We start from the raw sequence: 16,006 nt of genomic DNA on the forward strand, positions 1-16,006 counted from the left end.
TCTCTGTCCGAGCACCACAATAAACCAGCCATCGAACTTTTATTCGAATGACGCCTCCGGCCCCGCCCTCGAACGGGGCCTCGGCCCGGTTTCCCCCCGCCTGAGCTCAGGCTCCGCACGGGCTCCGGTGGCTCCGCCACTGGCCCAGCAGCGGGAACGGCCGCTCCGATCCGGCCACGAGTGGTGCCCACCGAAGGAGTGAGCGCCGAGCCGTGGGCACTCCCCGGGGACCGGCGCGGAGCCCGTTCGCTTCTCACCCGATTCACAGGCGGCACACAGCCCGCTCTCAGCGACGCACCGCAGCCTGGCCTCCATGAGCGATCCCCGCGCCGCCTCCCCGCCCACACCCGCCCTGCCCCCCTCCCCCACCCGGGCCGTCTCCGCGCCCGCGCCCGGCCGCAAGGGGCTGCGGCGGCAGGACGGCGGACCGGTGCGGGTGCTCGTCGTGGACGACGAGCCCGCGTTGAGCGAACTGCTGTCGATGGCGCTGCGCTACGAGGGCTGGGAGGTCAGGGCCGAGGGGGACGGCACCTCCGCCCTGCGCACGGCCCGCGACTGGGGCCCCGACACCGTGGTGCTGGATGTGATGCTGCCCGACATGGACGGGCTCACCGTGCTCGGCAGACTGCGGCAGGAGGCCCCGGAGGTGCCGGTGCTCTTCCTGACCGCCAAGGACGCGGTCGAGGACCGGATCGCCGGGCTGACGGCAGGCGGTGACGACTACGTCACCAAGCCCTTCAGCCTGGAGGAGGTCGTCGCCAGGCTGCGCGGGCTGCTGCGCCGGGCGGGCGCCGCCGCCGCGCGGAGCTCCTCCCTGCTCGTCGTCGGGGACCTGGTGCTGGACGAGGAGAGCCACGACGTCACACGCGGCGGCGACGAGATCCATCTGACGGCCACCGAGTTCGAGCTGCTGCGCTACCTGATGCGCAATCCGCGACGGGTGCTCAGCAAGGCCCAGATCCTCGACCGGGTATGGCACTACGACTTCGGCGGCCAGGCCAACGTCGTCGAGCTGTACATCTCCTATCTGCGCCGCAAGATCGACGCCGGACGGTCCCCGATGATCCACACCCGGCGCGGTGCCGGGTACGTCCTCAAGGCCGCCGCACCGGCGCCCCCGGAGAGCTGACGCCCGCCATGCGCAGACCCCGCTCGCTGCGGACCCGGCTGGTCGTCTCCTCCGTCGCACTGATCGCGGTGGTTGCCGCCGTCATCAGTGCGGTGACCACGATCGCCCTGCACTCGTACCTCCTCGGCCAGCTCGACACCCAGCTCTCCGATGTCGCCCGGCGCGCGGCAGGCCCCGGGCCGCCGGGCGTCAACAAGCCACCCCACGCTGCTGACCTGCGATTCCTCACCATGGGAGGCCAGCCCGTCGGCACGATCGGCGCCGTCGTACCGGACGGCGGCGAGGGCGGCGTCCGGCACGGCGGTATCAGCGTGCAAAGCGAGACCACCGCGGGCGAACCCCGGATCGACGCGCGCCGGCTCACCCGCGAGCAGACCGGCGCGCTCGGACAGGTCCCCCTCGACGGGGCGCCGCACAGCGTGGACGTGCCGCACGCGGGCGGCTACCGGATGATCTCCCAGCCGTTCGACGGCGGCACCCTGCTCGTCGGACTGCCGACCGCGCAGGTCGAGGACACCCTCAGCACGCTGGTGGTGGTCGAGGTCTGCGTGTCGGCGGCGGGGCTGGTCGCTGCGGGAATCGCGGGCGCCGCCAGTGTACGGATGGCCCTGCGTCCGCTGCGCCGCATGGCGCAGACCGCCAAACGCGTCTCCGCCCTCCCACTGCACCAGGGGGAGGTGGTGCTGCGCGAACGGGTACCGGAACAGGACACCGACCCTCGCACCGAGGCCGGCCAGGTGGGCGCCGCGCTCAACAGGATGCTCGGTCACGTCGGTTCGGCGCTGGCCGCGCGCTACGAGAGCGAGATGCGGGTACGCCGTTTCGTCGCCGATGCCGGCCACGAGCTGCGCACCCCGCTGGCCTCGATCCGCGGTTACGCCGAACTCACCCACCGAGGCGGCGAACCCGTCGGCCCCGACACCCGGCACGCCCTCTCCCGCATCGAGTCGGAGTCGAGGCGCATGACGGACCTGGTCGAGGACCTGCTGCTGCTCGCCCGGCTGGACGCCGGACGCCCGCTGAACACCCGTACGCTCGATCTGTCGCCGCTGGTGGTGGACGCGGTCAGCGACGCCAGGGCGGCGGGCCCCGGGCACCGCTGGCGGCTGGATCTGCCCGGGGAGGCGACGCTGGTGCGCGGCGACGCGTCCCGGCTCCAGCAGGTGCTGGTGAACCTGCTGGCCAACGCACGCACCCACACCCCCGAGGGCACGGTGGTGACGGCGCGGGTCCGCCGGGCGGCAGCGGGCGGCGGCGTGGCGGTGCAGGTCGAGGACGACGGGCCCGGCATCCCGCGACAGACCCTGCCCCACATCTTCGAGCGCTTCGCACGCGGCGACCCCTCGCGCTCCCGCACGCACGGCAACACAGGGCTGGGCCTGGCCATCGTGCGGGCCGTCGTGGCGGCTCACGGAGGAGAGGTGTCGGTGACGAGCGCACCCGGCCGCACCGTCTTCACCGTCCGCCTGCCCGACCCGGACACGGAACCGCCCGTGCCGGACGGCCGCTCGCCCGCACCGGGGGAACGTGCCGCCCCGGGCAGGCGGCCGGCCGGTGCCCAGGGGCAACCGCCCGCACCGGACGGTCAGCTGCCCGCGGTGGACTGACCCTTCTCCGCGTCGGGGGGAGCAGCCGGACGCGCCGGCGGACGCCTGCCCGTGTCCCGGAGGCACCCGCCCCGGCCCGGCGGATTCCCGGCCCCCTCCGAGAAGTGTCCGACCGCTTCCGGCGGGCCCCGGCGGCGCCGGAAGGCAACTCACAGGCGGGGCACAGCTTCAGCACAAAGGGCTGACAGCGCAGTTCGCGAGTGTCGCCGCCATGCGAACCGACATCACTCCCATCCCGGGGTGCCCAGGCGCAAGCGGCGCTCCCGGCGAGGTGGTGGAACCCGCCACGCGGACGCTGCCCGACGGTGACGCCCTGCCGGCCCGGCACCACCTGCCCGCGCTCCCGCCCTCGCGGACGGTGCTCGACGTGGTCGTCCCCGTCCACAACGAGGAGGCCGGGCTCGAAGCCTGCGTCCGGCGCCTGCACGCCTTCCTCACCGGGAACTTCCCCTACGGCTTCCGTATCACCGTCGCCGACAACGCCAGCGTGGACCGCACCCCCCAGGTGGCGGCGGCTCTCGACCGCGCCTACGACGAAGTGCGGGCCGTACGGCTGGAGGAAAAGGGCCGGGGCCGGGCGCTGCGCGCCGTCTGGGAGTCCTCGGACGCGCCGGTCCGCGCCTACATGGACGTCGACCTCTCCACCGACCTCAACGCGCTGCTGCCGCTGGTGGCACCCCTCATCTCCGGCCACTCCGACCTGGCCATCGGCACCCGCCTGGCAGCAGGCTCCCGGGTCGTCCGGGGCGCCAAGCGCGAGGTCGTGTCGCGGGCCTACAACCTGATCCTGCGCGGCTCGCTGGCCGCCCGCTTCTCGGACGCGCAGTGCGGCTTCAAGGCCATCCGGGGCGAGGTCGCCACGCTGCTGCTGCCGCTGGTGGAGGACACGGGCTGGTTCTTCGACACGGAACTGCTGGTCCTCGCCCAGCGCGCCGGACTGCGCATCCACGAGGTTCCGGTGGACTGGGTGGACGACCCCGACAGCCGCGTCGACCTGGTCCCCACCGCCGTCGCCGACCTCAAGGGCGTATGGCGCATCGGGCGGGCGCTGGCCACCGGGGCGCTGCCCCTGGGACGGCTGCGCCGCCCCTTCGGCGACGATCCGCGCGACCGGGAACTGGCCGGTGTGCCGGGCGGTCTCGCCCGCCGGCTCCTGGGCTTCTGCGCCGTCGGGGCAGTGAGCACACTGCTGTATCTCGCGCTGTACTCGCTGCTGCGCACGAGCACGGAGCCCCAGGTGGCGAACGCGGCGGCGCTGCTGCTGTCGGCCCTCGCCAACACCGCGGCCAACCGCCGGCTCACCTTCGGCGTACGCGGCCGGGAGCGTGCCGTGCGGCACCAGGCGCAGGGCCTCGTGGTGTTCGCCGTCGGGCTGGCACTGACCAGCGGCTCGCTGGCCGCGCTGGACGCCGCCGACGCGGGCGCCTCGCCCGGCAGCGAACTCGCCGTCCTCGTCGTCGCCAACCTCGCCGCGACCGTGGTGCGCTTCCTCCTCTTCCGGATCTGGGTCTTCCGCCCCGGGAGGGCGCGGCCGGCGCCCGCGTCACGGCCCTCGTCCGCGCACCCGGCCACGGACACGCCCGCGCCCACGGCTCCCCCTGCCGCTCCCGCCCCCGGTCCGGCCGGACACGACGAACGGACCCGCGCATGACCACCGCCCACACCTCCGCGCACCCGCTCCCCCGGGGCCGGGCCGCTTCCGCCGACGCGTCGTCGTCCGGGTCCGCCGGGCCGCTCCCGCGCCGGGAGCGCGCCGCCTACTGGGCCCTGCTGGCAGCCACCGCCGCGCTGTTCCTGTGGGGCCTCGGCGCCTCCGGGTACGCCAACTCCTTCTATGCCGCTGCCGCCCAGGCGGGCGCAGCCAGTTGGAAGGCGATGCTTTTCGGCTCGCTCGACGCCGGCAACGCCATCACCGTCGACAAGCCCCCGGCGGCGCTGTGGCCGATGGCGCTGTCCGTACGCCTCTTCGGACTCGGCTCCTGGCAGATCCTGGTGCCCCAGGCCCTGATGGGGGTGGGCACGGTGGCTGTGCTGTACGCGGCGGTGCGGCGGCGCTTCGGACACGGCTGCGGTCTGCTGGCCGGTGCGCTGCTGGCCCTGACCCCGGTCGCGGCCCTGATGTTCCGTTTCAACAATCCGGACGCACTGCTGTGCCTGCTGACGGTCTCGGCGATCGCCTGTGTCCTGCGCGCGCTGGAGGACACCCGCACCAAGTGGCCGGTCCTGGCCGGGGTCTGCTTCGGCCTCGCCTTCCTCACCAAGACGCTCCAGGCATGGGTGATCCTCCCGCCGCTGGTCCTCGTGTATCTGGTGTGCGCCCCCGGCCGCCCGCTGCACCGCTCGGGCCGGCTCCTGCTCGGCGGGCTGGCCATGGTGGTCAGCTGCGGCTGGTACGTCGCGTTGGCCGAGCTGTGGCCCGCCGGCTCCCGCCCGTACATGGGCGGCTCGCAGCACAACAGCTTTCTGGAGCTGACCCTCGGCTACAACGGCCTCGGCCGCCTCACCGGTGACGAGACGGGCAGTGTCGGCGGTGGCCCCGGCAAGGGCGGACCCGGCGGCGGAGGCGGCTGGGGACCGACGGGACTCGGCAGGCTCTTCAACGACTCCATGGGCGGCCAGATCGCGTGGCTGCTGCCCGCCGCGCTGATCCTGCTGGCGGCAGGGCTGGTCGTGACGCGCCGTGCCGCGCGTACGGATGCGACGCGCGCCGCGTTCCTGATCTGGGGCGGTGCGCTCCTGACGACCGCGGCCACCTTCAGTTTCATGTCCGGGATCTTCCATGAGTACTACAACATCGCCCTGGCGCCCTACATCTGCGCCCTCGTCGCGATGGGCTGGACGCTTCTGTGGCGGCGGCGTGCCCGTCCGGCGGCCTCGGCGGCGCTGGCGGTGACGGTGGCGGGCACGGCGGTCTGGTCCGCCGTGCTGCTCGGCCGCGCCGACGGCTGGCTGCCGTGGTTGCGCTGGGCGGTGCCCGCCGCCGGCGCCCTCGCCGCGGTGGCGCTGGCGGCACAGCCATGGGTCTCACGGCGGACGGCTTCGCCCCGGTGGGTGTCCTGGTCGGTGGCGGGCCTGGGCCTGGTGGCGATGGCCGCAGGGCCGACGGCGTACACGCTGAACACGGTCGCCACCCCGCACAGCGGCTCCATCGTCACGGCGGGCCCCGCCGTCGCGCGGGGCGGCCCGGGCGGTGGTCCCGGCGGCGGCCCCGGCCCCGGGGGCGGCCCCGGCGCCGGCGGCGGTCCTGGCGGGGGCGGCGGTCCTGGCGGGGGCGGCGGTCCGCAGCCCCCGCGAGGCACCCCAGGCGGCCACGGCAGCAACGGCAAGGCCGACGGCGACACGGGCGGCCCTCCCGCGGCTCCCCGGGGCGACGCACAGGGACAGGCCCCGGGGAGGTCCACCGACGGGCATGCCCGCCCCGGCCGTGGCGGCATGGGCGGTCTCCTCGACGGCAGCCGGGTCAGCGGCAGGGCGAAGAAGCTGCTGGAGGAGGACGCGGAAAGGTACACCTGGGTGGGGGCCACGACCGGCTCCCAGAACGCCGCGAGTTACCAGCTCGCCACCGGCAGGCCCGTGATGGCGCTCGGCGGTTTCAACGGGAGTGATCCGTACCCCACGCTCGCGCGCTTCGAGGAGTACGTGAAGGAAGGGCGGATTCATTACTTCATCGCCGGCTCGGGTGGCGGGCCCGGCGGCGACCCCGGAGGTTCGGGCACTGCCTCCCGCATCAGCGCGTGGGTGCGCAAGCACTTCACGAAGGTCGCCGTCGGCGACTCGGTCTTCTACGACCTGACCCGCCCCAAGGGGTCCTGAACATGCCCGGCCGTCCCCGCCCGGGCGGGCCCCCGGTTCGCCGGCCCCCGCCGCTCCCCGCCGGGGGCCGGGCGCGGGCCGGGCGACGGCGCACCGGCCGCCCTCCCCAGGGCAGCCCTCACATGTGGGTGCCGCCGTCGATGCGCAGCTCGGTGCCGGTGATGAAGGCACCGTCGTCGCTGGCCAGCATGGCGATCGCACCGGCGACGGTCTCCGGTCCGGCGAAGCCCTCCCCCAGCGCGGGCGAGAGCTTGGCCAGCAGCTCGTAGTCGGTGTCCTTCGGCAGCCCGGGGTTGTGCGTCATCCCGGACGCGATGGACCCGGGCGCGACACACACGGCCCGCAGCCCCCGCTTGCTGTACTCGGAGGCGATGGCGTGCGTGAAGGACTGGATGCCGCCCTTGGTCGCGGCGTAGGCCGCCATGTAGGGGTGGGCGAAGGACGCCGACGTCGAGCTGAAGTTGACGATCACGCCCTTGCCGCTCTCCAGCAGTGCGGGCAGCGCCTGCCGGGTCATCAGGAAGGTGCCGGTGAGGTTGACGCCGATGATCCGGTTCCAGAACTCCAGGGTCATCGTCTCGGTGTGCCGGGAGTCGAGGATGCCGGCGGCGTTGACGAGGACGTCCAGTCCGCCGAGGCCGTCGAGGGCGCCGCCGATCCCGTCCCGCACGGACTGTTCGTCGGAGATGTCGACGGTGACGGTGGTCAGGCGCCCGCCGGTGCCCGCCTCCGCGGCCAGGGCGCCGGTCTTCTCCAGGCCCTTCTCGGAGATGTCGGCGCCGACGACGGTGCCGCCCTCTTCGAGTATCCGGAGGACGGTGGCCTGGCCGATGCCGGAGCCCGCGCCGGTGATGAGGACCTTGCGGCCGTCGAAGCGGTTCATGGCTGCTCCTTCTTCCACTGCTCTGCTGTTGTGGATGCTGTCGCTGCCACGGTACGCCCGTGTGGCACAACGTGCCATGAAGGCGCAACGTGTATTGCGTCTCCAGGGCTGTCGTACGCTTCGGACCATGACCACCCGTCCCTCCCTCACCGAACGCCGCAAGGCCGAGACCGAGCGGGAGATCGCCCGGCACGCCGCCGCACTGTTCTCCGCCCATGGCGCGGCGGGCGTCACGGCGGAGGGCATCGCCAAGGCGGCGGGGGTCTCGCTGCGCACCTTCTACCGCTACTTCCGCACCAAGGAGGAGGCGGTCACCCCGCTGCTGACCGGCGGAGTGCACCAGTGGCTGGCGGATCTGGCCGCCGCCCCGGCCCGGCTGTCGGTGACCGAGGCGCTGGAGCGGGCCGTGCGCTCCGCCCTGGCCCCGGAAGGGCCGCACGCGGCGTTCCAGGCCGAGGCGCTGGAGAGCACCCGGGGACTGCTGCGCGCCGTCCCCGGCGATCCGGCGCTGCGCTCGGTGTGGCTGCGGGTGCACGCCGAGACGGAGGAAGCACTGGTCCCGGTGCTGGAGCGGCTCGCCCGGCCGGGCACGGACCCGCTGGAGCTGCGGATGACGGCGGCGGCGGCCAACGCGGCCATGCGGATCGCGATGGAGACCTGGGCCACCACCCAGGCGGAGCCCGGCGACCCGGAGCGGGGTCCGGCCGCGATCGCCGTACGCTGTCTGCGGGGGCTGACCGCAGGATTGCGCACGCCCCGCGCGTAGCCGCACCCGGCCAGGGGTGGCCGGACCGGGCGCCACGGTGTCCGGCCGGGTCGTCTGTGACCGAAATCAAACCGCCGGCGTCCCGTACCCGGGCCCCGGCAGGGTAGGGGCACGCGGGACACGGACGGACCGGCGCGGCCACGCCCAAGGGATCATGGCCGCGCGATCAGCAGAAGGAGCCCCATGAAGGTCGGGATTGTCGGAGCCACCGGTCAGGTCGGCACAGTGATGCGCGAGATTCTGGCCGAGCGCAATTTCCCGGTCGACGAACTGCGCCTGTTCGCCTCCGCCCGCTCCGCGGGCCGGACGTTGCCGTGGCAGGACGGTGAGGTGACCGTCGAGGACGCGGCCACGGCGGACTACACCGGGCTGGACATCGTGCTGTTCTCCGCGGGCGGTGCCACGTCGAAGGCCATCGCCGAGAAGGTCGCCTCGCAGGGCCCGGTCGTCATCGACAACTCCTCGGCCTGGCGGATGGACCCCGAGGTGCCGCTGGTGGTCTCCGAGGTGAACCCGCAGGCCGCCCGGACGCGCCCCAAGGGCATCATCGCCAATCCGAACTGCACCACGATGGCCGCGATGCCGGTACTGCGCCCGCTGCACGAGGAGGCCCAGCTGACGGCCCTGGTCGTGGCGACGTACCAGGCGGTCTCGGGCAGCGGCCTGGCGGGCGTCGCCGAGTTGGAGGGACAGGCCCGCAAGGCGGTGGAGAACGACGCGGCCAGGCTGACCTTCGACGGCGGCGCGGTGGACTTCCCGGAGCCGGACAAGTTCAAGCGGCCGATCGCCTTCAACGTGCTGCCGCTGGCCGGCTCGATCGTCGAGGACGGTCTGGCCGAGACGGACGAGGAGCAGAAGCTCCGCAACGAGAGCCGCAAGATCCTGGACATCCCCGGCCTCAAGGTCTCCGGCACGTGTGTGCGTGTCCCGGTCTTCACCGGCCACTCGCTCCAGGTCAACGCCCGCTTCGCGCGTCCGATCAGCCCCGAGCGGGCCGCCGAGCTGCTGGTCGGGGCACCGGGTGTGGAGCTGTCCGAGATCCCGACGCCGCTCCAGGCGGCGGGCGAGGACGTCAGCTACGTGGGCCGGATCCGTGCCGACGAGACGGTGGAGCACGGTCTGGCGCTGTTCCTCTCCAACGACAACCTCCGCAAGGGCGCCGCGCTCAACGCGGTGCAGATCGCCGAGCTGGTCGCGGCCGAGCTGGGCTGAGCCACCCCCTGATCGAGCCGCCGGAGCCGCCGGGCCGTGCCGACGTGCCGAGCCGGGGCTCCTCCCGCGGGAACGACGGAACCCCCCGGACGTGTGTCCGGGGGGTTCCGCTGTGGGGGGTGGGTGGCGCCGCCGCGCGTCACGGCGCCGTTCACGGTTGTGCCGGGGCCGGCCTCAGCCGATCTTGGCGCCCAGCGCGTCGAGCGCGGCGGGCACCGGCTGGAAGTAGGTCTCGCCGCCGGAGGAGCAGTCGCCGCTGCCGCCGGAGGTGAGGCCCAGCGCCTTGTCGCCGGCGAAGAGGGAGCCGCCGCTGTCGCCGGGCTCCGCGCACACGTCGGTCTGGATCAGCCCGTTGACGGTGCCCTCCGGGTAGGTGACGGAGGCGTTCACGGCCTTGACCGTGCCGTCGTGCACCTGGGTGGTGCTGCCGCTGCGGGTGACCTTCTGGCCGACCTGGGCCTCGCCGGCACCGGAGATGGCCTGGGTGCCGCCGTCGTAGAGGTTGACCTCACTGGGGTGGTCGGTGTCACCGGTGTAGGTGGCGATTCCGTAGTCGTTGCCCGGGAACTTGCCGTCGCCGCTCTTGGCGATCTCCTGGCCGCCCTGGCTGTCGGACCAGCTGGAGATGGCGGTGGTGCAGTGTCCGGCGGTCAGGAAGCCGGGCTTGCCGTCGGCGGTGGTGACGTTGAAGCCGAGGGAGCACCGGCCGCCGTTGCCCCAGATCGCGTCGCCACCGGCGATCTTGGTGGTGAACTTGCCGTCGGTGCGCTTGAGTTCGGCCTTGCCGCCCTGGGCCTTGACCGCCTTTTGGAGCTTGGCCAGCGCGGCGCCCTTGACCGTCTTGTCGGCGGTGACGACGACCTTGTTGGTCTTGACGTCGACGGCGCGCGCGGTGCCGGGGATGTTCTTCGCCGTGAGGGCGTCCTTGGCGCTGTCGAGCTGGGCCATGGTGTGCTCGACGATCCTGGCCCGGGCGCCGGCCGCCTCGGCCTTCTCCTTGGCCGCCTGGTTCGTGACGTTGACGACGAGTTTCCTGGCCGCCGCGTCGTAGTAGGAGCCCGCGTCACCCTTGATCTGGGAGGTCACCTTGGTGGCGAGCCGGGCGGCGGAGTCCGCGGAGAGGGTCTTGGCGGTGGGGGTTTCCTGGGAGGCGTTGGCCGTGGTGGCCGTCAGTGCCCCGGCGGCGAGTGCGGCGACTGCCGCGCCGGCGAGGACCATACGGCGCTTGGGTACGCGTCGGTGCTGTGACAACGTGGAACCTCCAGTGGGGGGTTGGGCCGCCCGAGGGTGGTGGGCGGTCCCGGAGGAAGTGCGGACACGGGCCTCTTACCCGAAAAGAAGTCGCGTCCATGCCAACTTGTGCCGCCGAGTATTGCGAGGCGCCGAGCACTCGCACAAGGTTCGAATCGCGTCACCCGACCGGAAGTTCGGTCGCCCTGTCAAGGTGCCGAACATCCCCTCGTGTCCGCGACGTCCACCCCGTCGAACACCCCGCGCGACACCGCATGTTCGTGCGGTGAGGTGTAGACCTGGCCGGTAATCGCTGTCCCCCGACCGGATTTCGGCGCCGCTTCTTCGAACGGTTCTGCGCACCGGAAACACGAGTGTGCCCGCGCACGCACCCAGGGGGCGTGCACGGGCACACGATCGTGCGGCGTACAGAGGGGGTCAGTAGACGCTCACACCGTACGCGTCGAGGGCCTCGCGGACCGGCTGGAAGAAGGTCGTCCCGCCGCTGGAGCAGTTGCCGCTGCCGCCCGAGGTGAGACCGAGCGCGGTGCCGCCCGCGTAGAGCGGGCCGCCGCTGTCACCGGGCTCCGCGCACACCGTGGTGCGGATCAGCCCGGAGACGATGTCGCCGCCGCCGTAGTTGACCGTGGCGTTGAGGGCGGTGACCCGGCCGCTGTGGGTACCGGTGGTGCTGCCGCGCCGGGTGACGGTCTGTCCGACGGTCGCGTTGCCCGCGCCGGTGATGTCCACGCTGCCGACCGTGCCCGGGTGGGCGACGTTCGAGCTGTAGCGGACGAGACCGTAGTCGTTGCCGGGGAAGCTCGACCCGGAGGTGGGACCGATCAGGGTGGAGTGCCCGGAGTCGGTGTACCAGTTGCCGCCGCCCTCGGTGCAGTGACCGGCGGTCAGGAAGTAGTAGGTGTCGCCCTTGCGGACGTTGAAGCCGAGCGAGCAGCGGTACTGGCCGGCGTAGATCGCGTCCCCGCCGGAGACGTACTTCTTGAACGTCCCCTTGACCCGCTCGATCCGAAGGGCACCCGCGTTCTTGCCCGCGGCCTGCCGGATCCGCGCCAGGTCGGCGCTGGAGACGCGGCTGTCGGCGGTGACCTCGACCGTGCCGCTGTCCTTGTCGACGTGCCAGGCGGTGCCCGCCACGTCGGCGGAGCGCACGGCGTCGCCGGCCGCGCTCAGCTGGGTCGCCGAGTAGGTGTGGGGGGACGGAGCCTGTGCGGAGGCGGTGGCCGGTACGACGAGGGCCCCGACCGCCACCAGACCGGTCGCGGCGGCGATCAGCCGGTTACGTCTGCGGTGGTCCGTGCCGGTGTCCGCTGTGGTGCGCTTGATCCTCACTTTTCCTCCCGATCAGGGAAATCAAAGCGTGCTCCTGACAAACGCTGCATGGAGTATTCGCATCGGTTTTCGAGTCCGGCAAGGGCCGCTTTCGGACGCGCCGTGTGAGGTCCGCCGTTTGAGACGGGGCGGAGCGGGGAGGAGAGAGACCTGGTTCGACGCCGGGTCAACCGGGAACTGTGCGCGGGGAGTCGCTCGCTCGGGGGTCTTTGGCAGCAAGCCAAACCGGCCGGAAACGGGACAAGGCGGTTGATTCCGTCCCCGTCACCGGTCGTTCTGTACAACATTCCTGATAGAGCGCCATATGTTCTGCACCAGTACCGTCACGAAACCCGGACGCTATGGGTATCCGCTTGGCGCTCCATCAGCATCATGGACGACCATAGGTGTTGCGGACCCGCAGCGGAGCGCCAGGAACAGTGGGACACCGCGCAGAGGAAAGGAGGCGTCCATGGGATCGGTGCGCAAGGCGAGTGCCTGGCTGGGCCTCGTCGACGACAGCGAGATGCGTTACTACGACTACGCCGACGGGGACGACGGCCCGGCCGGAGGGCCGGAGCCCGGGGACGCCGCACGTGACCCGTGGGTCACCGACCCCCGGGTCCAGGTCACCGCCGAGACGGCGCACGGCCAGGGCACCAAGATCGCCACGGTCAGCCCGGACTGCTTCCGCGACGCGCGGGGCATCGGCGAACTGTTCCGCGACGGGGTGCCGGTCATCGTCAACCTCACCGCCATGGACCCCGGCGACGCCAAGCGCGTCGTCGACTTCGCCGCCGGGCTCACCTTCGGGCTGCGCGGTTCCATCGAGCGCGTCGCCAACCGCGTCTTCCTGCTGACGCCTCCCGACTACAGCGTCGTGACCAGCGAGGACCGCCGGGACCCCGGCGGCTTCTTCAACCAGAGCTGAGCCCCACGCCGGGACGGCGGAAGGGAGGGGACCCGCCCCCCGGTCCCGCCCCTTCACCGTTCCGCCCCCGGGAGCGGGCCCGCGTACCCCGCCCCCGCCCGCAGACGCCCCGGAAGGCTCAGCCCCGGAAGGCGTCCACGCCCGTCAGGGCCTTGCCCAGCACCAGTTGGTGCATCTCCACGGTGCCCTCATACGTCAGCACGGACTCCAGATTCGTGCTGTGCCGCATCACCGGGTACTCCAGGGAGATCCCGTTCGCCCCCAGCACGGTCCGGGCGACGCGGCAGATCTCGATCGCCTCCCGCGTGTTGTTCAGCTTGCCGAAGCTGACCTGTTCCGGCCGCAGCAGCCCCGCGTCCATCCGCCGCCCCAGATGGTGGGCGAGCAGCAGCCCCTTGTGCAGTTCCACCGACATGTCGGCCAGCTTGGCCTGGGTGAGCTGGAAGCCGGCCAGCGGCCTGCCGAACTGCTCCCGCTCCTTGGCGTAGCCGAGCGCCGCCTCGAAGCAGGTACGGGCCGCGCCCATGGCGCCCCACACGATGCCGTAGCGGGCATGGCTCAGACAGCTGAGCGGACCGCGCAGCCCCTGTGCGCCGGGCAGCACCGCGTCGGCCGGCAGCCGCACCTCGTCCAGCACGAGTTCGCTGGTGACGGAGGCGCGCAGGGAGAGCTTGTGCTTGATCTCGGGGGCGGAGAAGCCCGGGCTGTCGGTGGGGACGACGAAGCCCCGGATCCCCTCGTCGGTGCGGGCCCAGACGACGGCGACCCCGGCCACCGAGCCGTTGGTGATCCACATCTTGCGGCCGGTGAGCACCCAGTCGGAGCCGTCACGCTTGGCGTGGGTGCGCATGCCGCCCGGGTCGGAGCCGTGGTCGGGCTCGGTCAGGCCGAAGCAGCCGATGACCTCGCCGGAGGCCATCGACGGCAGCCACCGCTGCTTCTGCTCCTCGCTGCCGAACCGGTGGAGGGCGTACATGGCCAGCGAGCCCTGGACGGAGACCAGGGAGCGGATGCCGGAGTCGGCGGCCTCCAGCTCCAGACAGACCAGACCGTACTGGACGGCGCTGGCCCCCGCACAGCCGTACCCGGTCAGGGACATGCCCAGCGCACCGAGGGAGCCCAGTTCACGGGCCAGCTCGCGGACGCCGGGCAGTTCGCCGCGCTCGTACCAGTCGGCGATGTGCGGCAGGACGCGGTCGGCCGCCCAGGCCCGCACGGTGTCGCGTACGGCACGGTCCTCGTCGTCGAGCAGGTCGTCGAGCCCCAGCGGGTCGTGCGCGTCGAACGCTGACGTCGTGCTCATGGGCGGCGCCTCCGGAAGGGAACGATCACGGCTGTCCGGCTGACGCTACGACTGGGTAACGCCCTCCGACAAGGGGCGGCCACCGCCCGCGTCCGCCTCCCCGGCGCCCCGCTCCCCCTCGTCCCCGGGCTCCGGCTGCGCACCGTCCATCCGGCGCGGCAGCCGCAGCGCGGCCAGCGCACCCGCCAGCAGGAGCACCGCGCTCACCAGCAGTGTGACGTGCAGCCCCGTCACGAAGGAGGAACGCGCCGCCGCCCGCAGCGCCTCGCCCGCGCCGCCGCCGAGATGGCCGGCGACCTCGTACGCCTCGCCCAGCGAGTGGCTGGCGTCCGCGCCCGCGCTCGCCGGGATGCCCGAGCGGCCGGCGGCGTCCCGCACGCCGGGCCCGTACGCGGCGTTCATGACGCTGCCGAGCAGGGCGATGCCGATGCCGGCGCCGAGCTGGTAGGCGGTCTCGCCGACGGCCGCCGCGCCACCGGACTGCTCGGGCGGCGCCTCGCTGAGCATCGACTCGTAGCAGCCGAACAGGGTCGTCTCCAGCCCGAAGCCCAGCAGCACGAAGCCGCCGACCAGCAGGCCGGGCCGGTCGTGCTGCCCCACCCCGGTCAGGCAGAGCACGGCGACGGCGGTGGCCACGAAGCCGAGCGCGACCATCAGGCGCGGCCCCAGCAGCGACAGCAGCCGGGAGCCGAGCAGTCCGGCCGCGATGGCGGCGACCGACAGCGGCAGCAGCCGCAGCCCGGTCTGGAGCGGGGAGAGCCCCAGTACGAGCTGGAGGTACTGGGCTGCGATCAGGGCGAGGCCGACCAGCGCCAGCACCGTCAGCACGATGCAGCCCACGGAGGTGCCGAAGGCGGCCCGGGTGAGGCTGCCGAAGTCGATGAGGGGGTGCGGGCGGCGGCGCTGCCGGCGGACGAACAGGGCGATCAGTGCGGCACCGGCCGCCAGCGGCAGCCAGCACAGCGGGCTGAGCCCCTCACCGCCGCCGGCCTGCTTGACGCCGAAGATGACGCCGAACAGGCCGGCCGCCGCCATCAGGGCGCCCAGCACGTCCCAGGGGCCGTCGCTGCCGCTGACGGACTCGGGCAGCAGCCAGCGGCCCAGCGGGAGGCTGACGGCCATCAGCGGAAGGTTGATCAGGAAGACCGAACCCCACCAGTAGTGCTCCAGCAGCAGCCCGCCCACCAGGGGACCGACGGCGGCCCCCACCGCGGCCACCGCGCTCCACACGCCGACGGCCAGCGCCCGTTCGCGGCGGTCGGGGAAGACCTGGCGGAGGATCGAGAGGGTGGCCGGCATGATCATGGCGCCGCCGACGCCGAGCAGCGCGCGGGCGCCGATCAGGACGCTCGCGCTCTGGGAGTAGGCGGCCAGCGCGGAGGCGACGGCGAAGAGCGCGTACCCGCACAGCAGGACCCGTCTGGTGCCGACCTTGTCACCGAGCGTGCCGAAGAGGATGAGCAGGGAGGCACACACCAGCGGGTAGGCGTCCACGATCCACAGCAGCTCGATGGAACCGGGCCGCAGGTCCTCCGAGACGGCGGGGACGGCCACGTGCAGCACGGTGGCGTCGATGGCGACCAGCAGCAGGCTGGCGCACAGGACGACGAGCACGACCCACCGGTTCGGACCCGCCTTCGTCCGCCGCCGGCCGGTTCCGGGTTCGGGGACGTCCGCCGCCTGCCGTGATATGGCCGTGGTCGTCCCAGGCATGTACGCACCTCCTGTTGCTCTCGCACCCGCGGGCGAGCCTTGGGGTGGGGACGGCTGTCCGGGCGCGGTGGTCTGCCCGCGAGGCCCGTA

Annotated in this window: 11 protein-coding genes and 1 pseudogene; 7 read left to right on the forward strand and 5 right to left on the reverse strand. The window is 73.0% G+C overall.

The window, feature by feature from the left end; genetic code table 11:
* The first annotated feature begins 313 nt into the window (after nucleotides 1–313).
* The 4 genes and pseudogenes from IO40_RS0126200 to IO40_RS0126215 form a co-directional block, all read left to right on the forward strand.
* Entirely contained in the window at nucleotides 314–1,129 is an 816-nt protein-coding gene (locus IO40_RS0126200) for a response regulator transcription factor (RefSeq protein WP_016468032.1), read from the forward strand.
* A gap of 8 nt (nucleotides 1,130–1,137) precedes the next feature.
* Nucleotides 1,138–2,736: a HAMP domain-containing sensor histidine kinase gene (locus tag IO40_RS0126205; RefSeq protein ID WP_016468033.1), complete on the forward strand. Its 1,599-nt coding sequence runs from the start codon at nucleotides 1,138–1,140 to the stop codon at nucleotides 2,734–2,736.
* Between the two features lie 211 nt (nucleotides 2,737–2,947).
* A complete protein-coding gene (locus IO40_RS0126210; RefSeq protein ID WP_016468034.1) occupies nucleotides 2,948–4,387 on the forward strand; it encodes a bifunctional glycosyltransferase family 2/GtrA family protein in 1,440 nt (479 codons plus the stop codon).
* Nucleotides 4,384–6,549: pseudogene (locus IO40_RS0126215) on the forward strand (ArnT family glycosyltransferase); the annotation flags it as partial. The gene IO40_RS0126210 and the pseudogene IO40_RS0126215, both read left to right, overlap by 4 nt.
* 118 nt (nucleotides 6,550–6,667) lie before the next feature.
* On the opposite strand, the gene IO40_RS0126220 reads toward IO40_RS0126215, so the two are convergent.
* Nucleotides 6,668–7,432, reverse strand: a complete 765-nt coding sequence (locus IO40_RS0126220; RefSeq protein ID WP_016468036.1) for an SDR family NAD(P)-dependent oxidoreductase — start codon at nucleotides 7,430–7,432, stop codon at nucleotides 6,668–6,670.
* Nucleotides 7,433–7,559: 127 nt separating this feature from the next.
* On the opposite strand from IO40_RS0126220, the gene IO40_RS0126225 reads away from it, so the two are divergent.
* The gene (locus IO40_RS0126225; protein WP_016468037.1) at nucleotides 7,560–8,198 is read left to right on the forward strand and encodes a TetR/AcrR family transcriptional regulator; all 639 of its coding nucleotides are present in this window, start codon (nucleotides 7,560–7,562) and stop codon (nucleotides 8,196–8,198) included.
* Between the two features lie 183 nt (nucleotides 8,199–8,381).
* Nucleotides 8,382–9,410 (forward strand): aspartate-semialdehyde dehydrogenase, encoded by a 1,029-nt coding sequence (locus tag IO40_RS0126230; protein ID WP_016468038.1) that lies wholly within the window; start codon nucleotides 8,382–8,384, stop codon nucleotides 9,408–9,410.
* A 174-nt stretch (nucleotides 9,411–9,584) separates the two neighbouring features.
* Here the strand turns inward: IO40_RS0126230 and IO40_RS0126235 are convergent, their stop codons facing one another.
* Entirely contained in the window at nucleotides 9,585–10,628 is a 1,044-nt protein-coding gene (locus IO40_RS0126235) for a S1 family peptidase (RefSeq protein WP_030408883.1), read from the reverse strand.
* Between the two features lie 450 nt (nucleotides 10,629–11,078).
* Complete coding sequence (locus IO40_RS0126240) at nucleotides 11,079–11,990, reverse strand: S1 family peptidase (RefSeq protein ID WP_016468040.1); 912 nt, start codon at nucleotides 11,988–11,990, stop codon at nucleotides 11,079–11,081.
* 451 nt (nucleotides 11,991–12,441) lie between these two features.
* On the opposite strand from IO40_RS0126240, the gene IO40_RS0126245 reads away from it, so the two are divergent.
* Nucleotides 12,442–12,900, forward strand: a complete 459-nt coding sequence (locus IO40_RS0126245; protein ID WP_016468041.1) for a cell division protein SepF — start codon at nucleotides 12,442–12,444, stop codon at nucleotides 12,898–12,900.
* A 118-nt stretch (nucleotides 12,901–13,018) separates the two neighbouring features.
* Here IO40_RS0126245 and IO40_RS0126250 read toward each other — a convergent pair whose 3' ends face one another.
* Both IO40_RS0126250 and IO40_RS0126255 read right to left on the reverse strand, forming a co-directional pair.
* On the reverse strand, nucleotides 13,019–14,203 hold the full coding sequence (locus IO40_RS0126250; protein WP_016468042.1) for an acyl-CoA dehydrogenase family protein: 1,185 nt from the start codon (nucleotides 14,201–14,203) through the stop codon (nucleotides 13,019–13,021).
* A 45-nt stretch (nucleotides 14,204–14,248) separates the two neighbouring features.
* Complete coding sequence (locus IO40_RS0126255) at nucleotides 14,249–15,916, reverse strand: MFS transporter (RefSeq protein WP_030408881.1); 1,668 nt, start codon at nucleotides 15,914–15,916, stop codon at nucleotides 14,249–14,251.
* Nucleotides 15,917–16,006: the final 90 nt, after the last annotated feature.

Source organism: Streptomyces albus subsp. albus (assembly GCF_000725885.1).
Classification (GTDB): domain Bacteria; phylum Actinomycetota; class Actinomycetes; order Streptomycetales; family Streptomycetaceae; genus Streptomyces; species Streptomyces albus.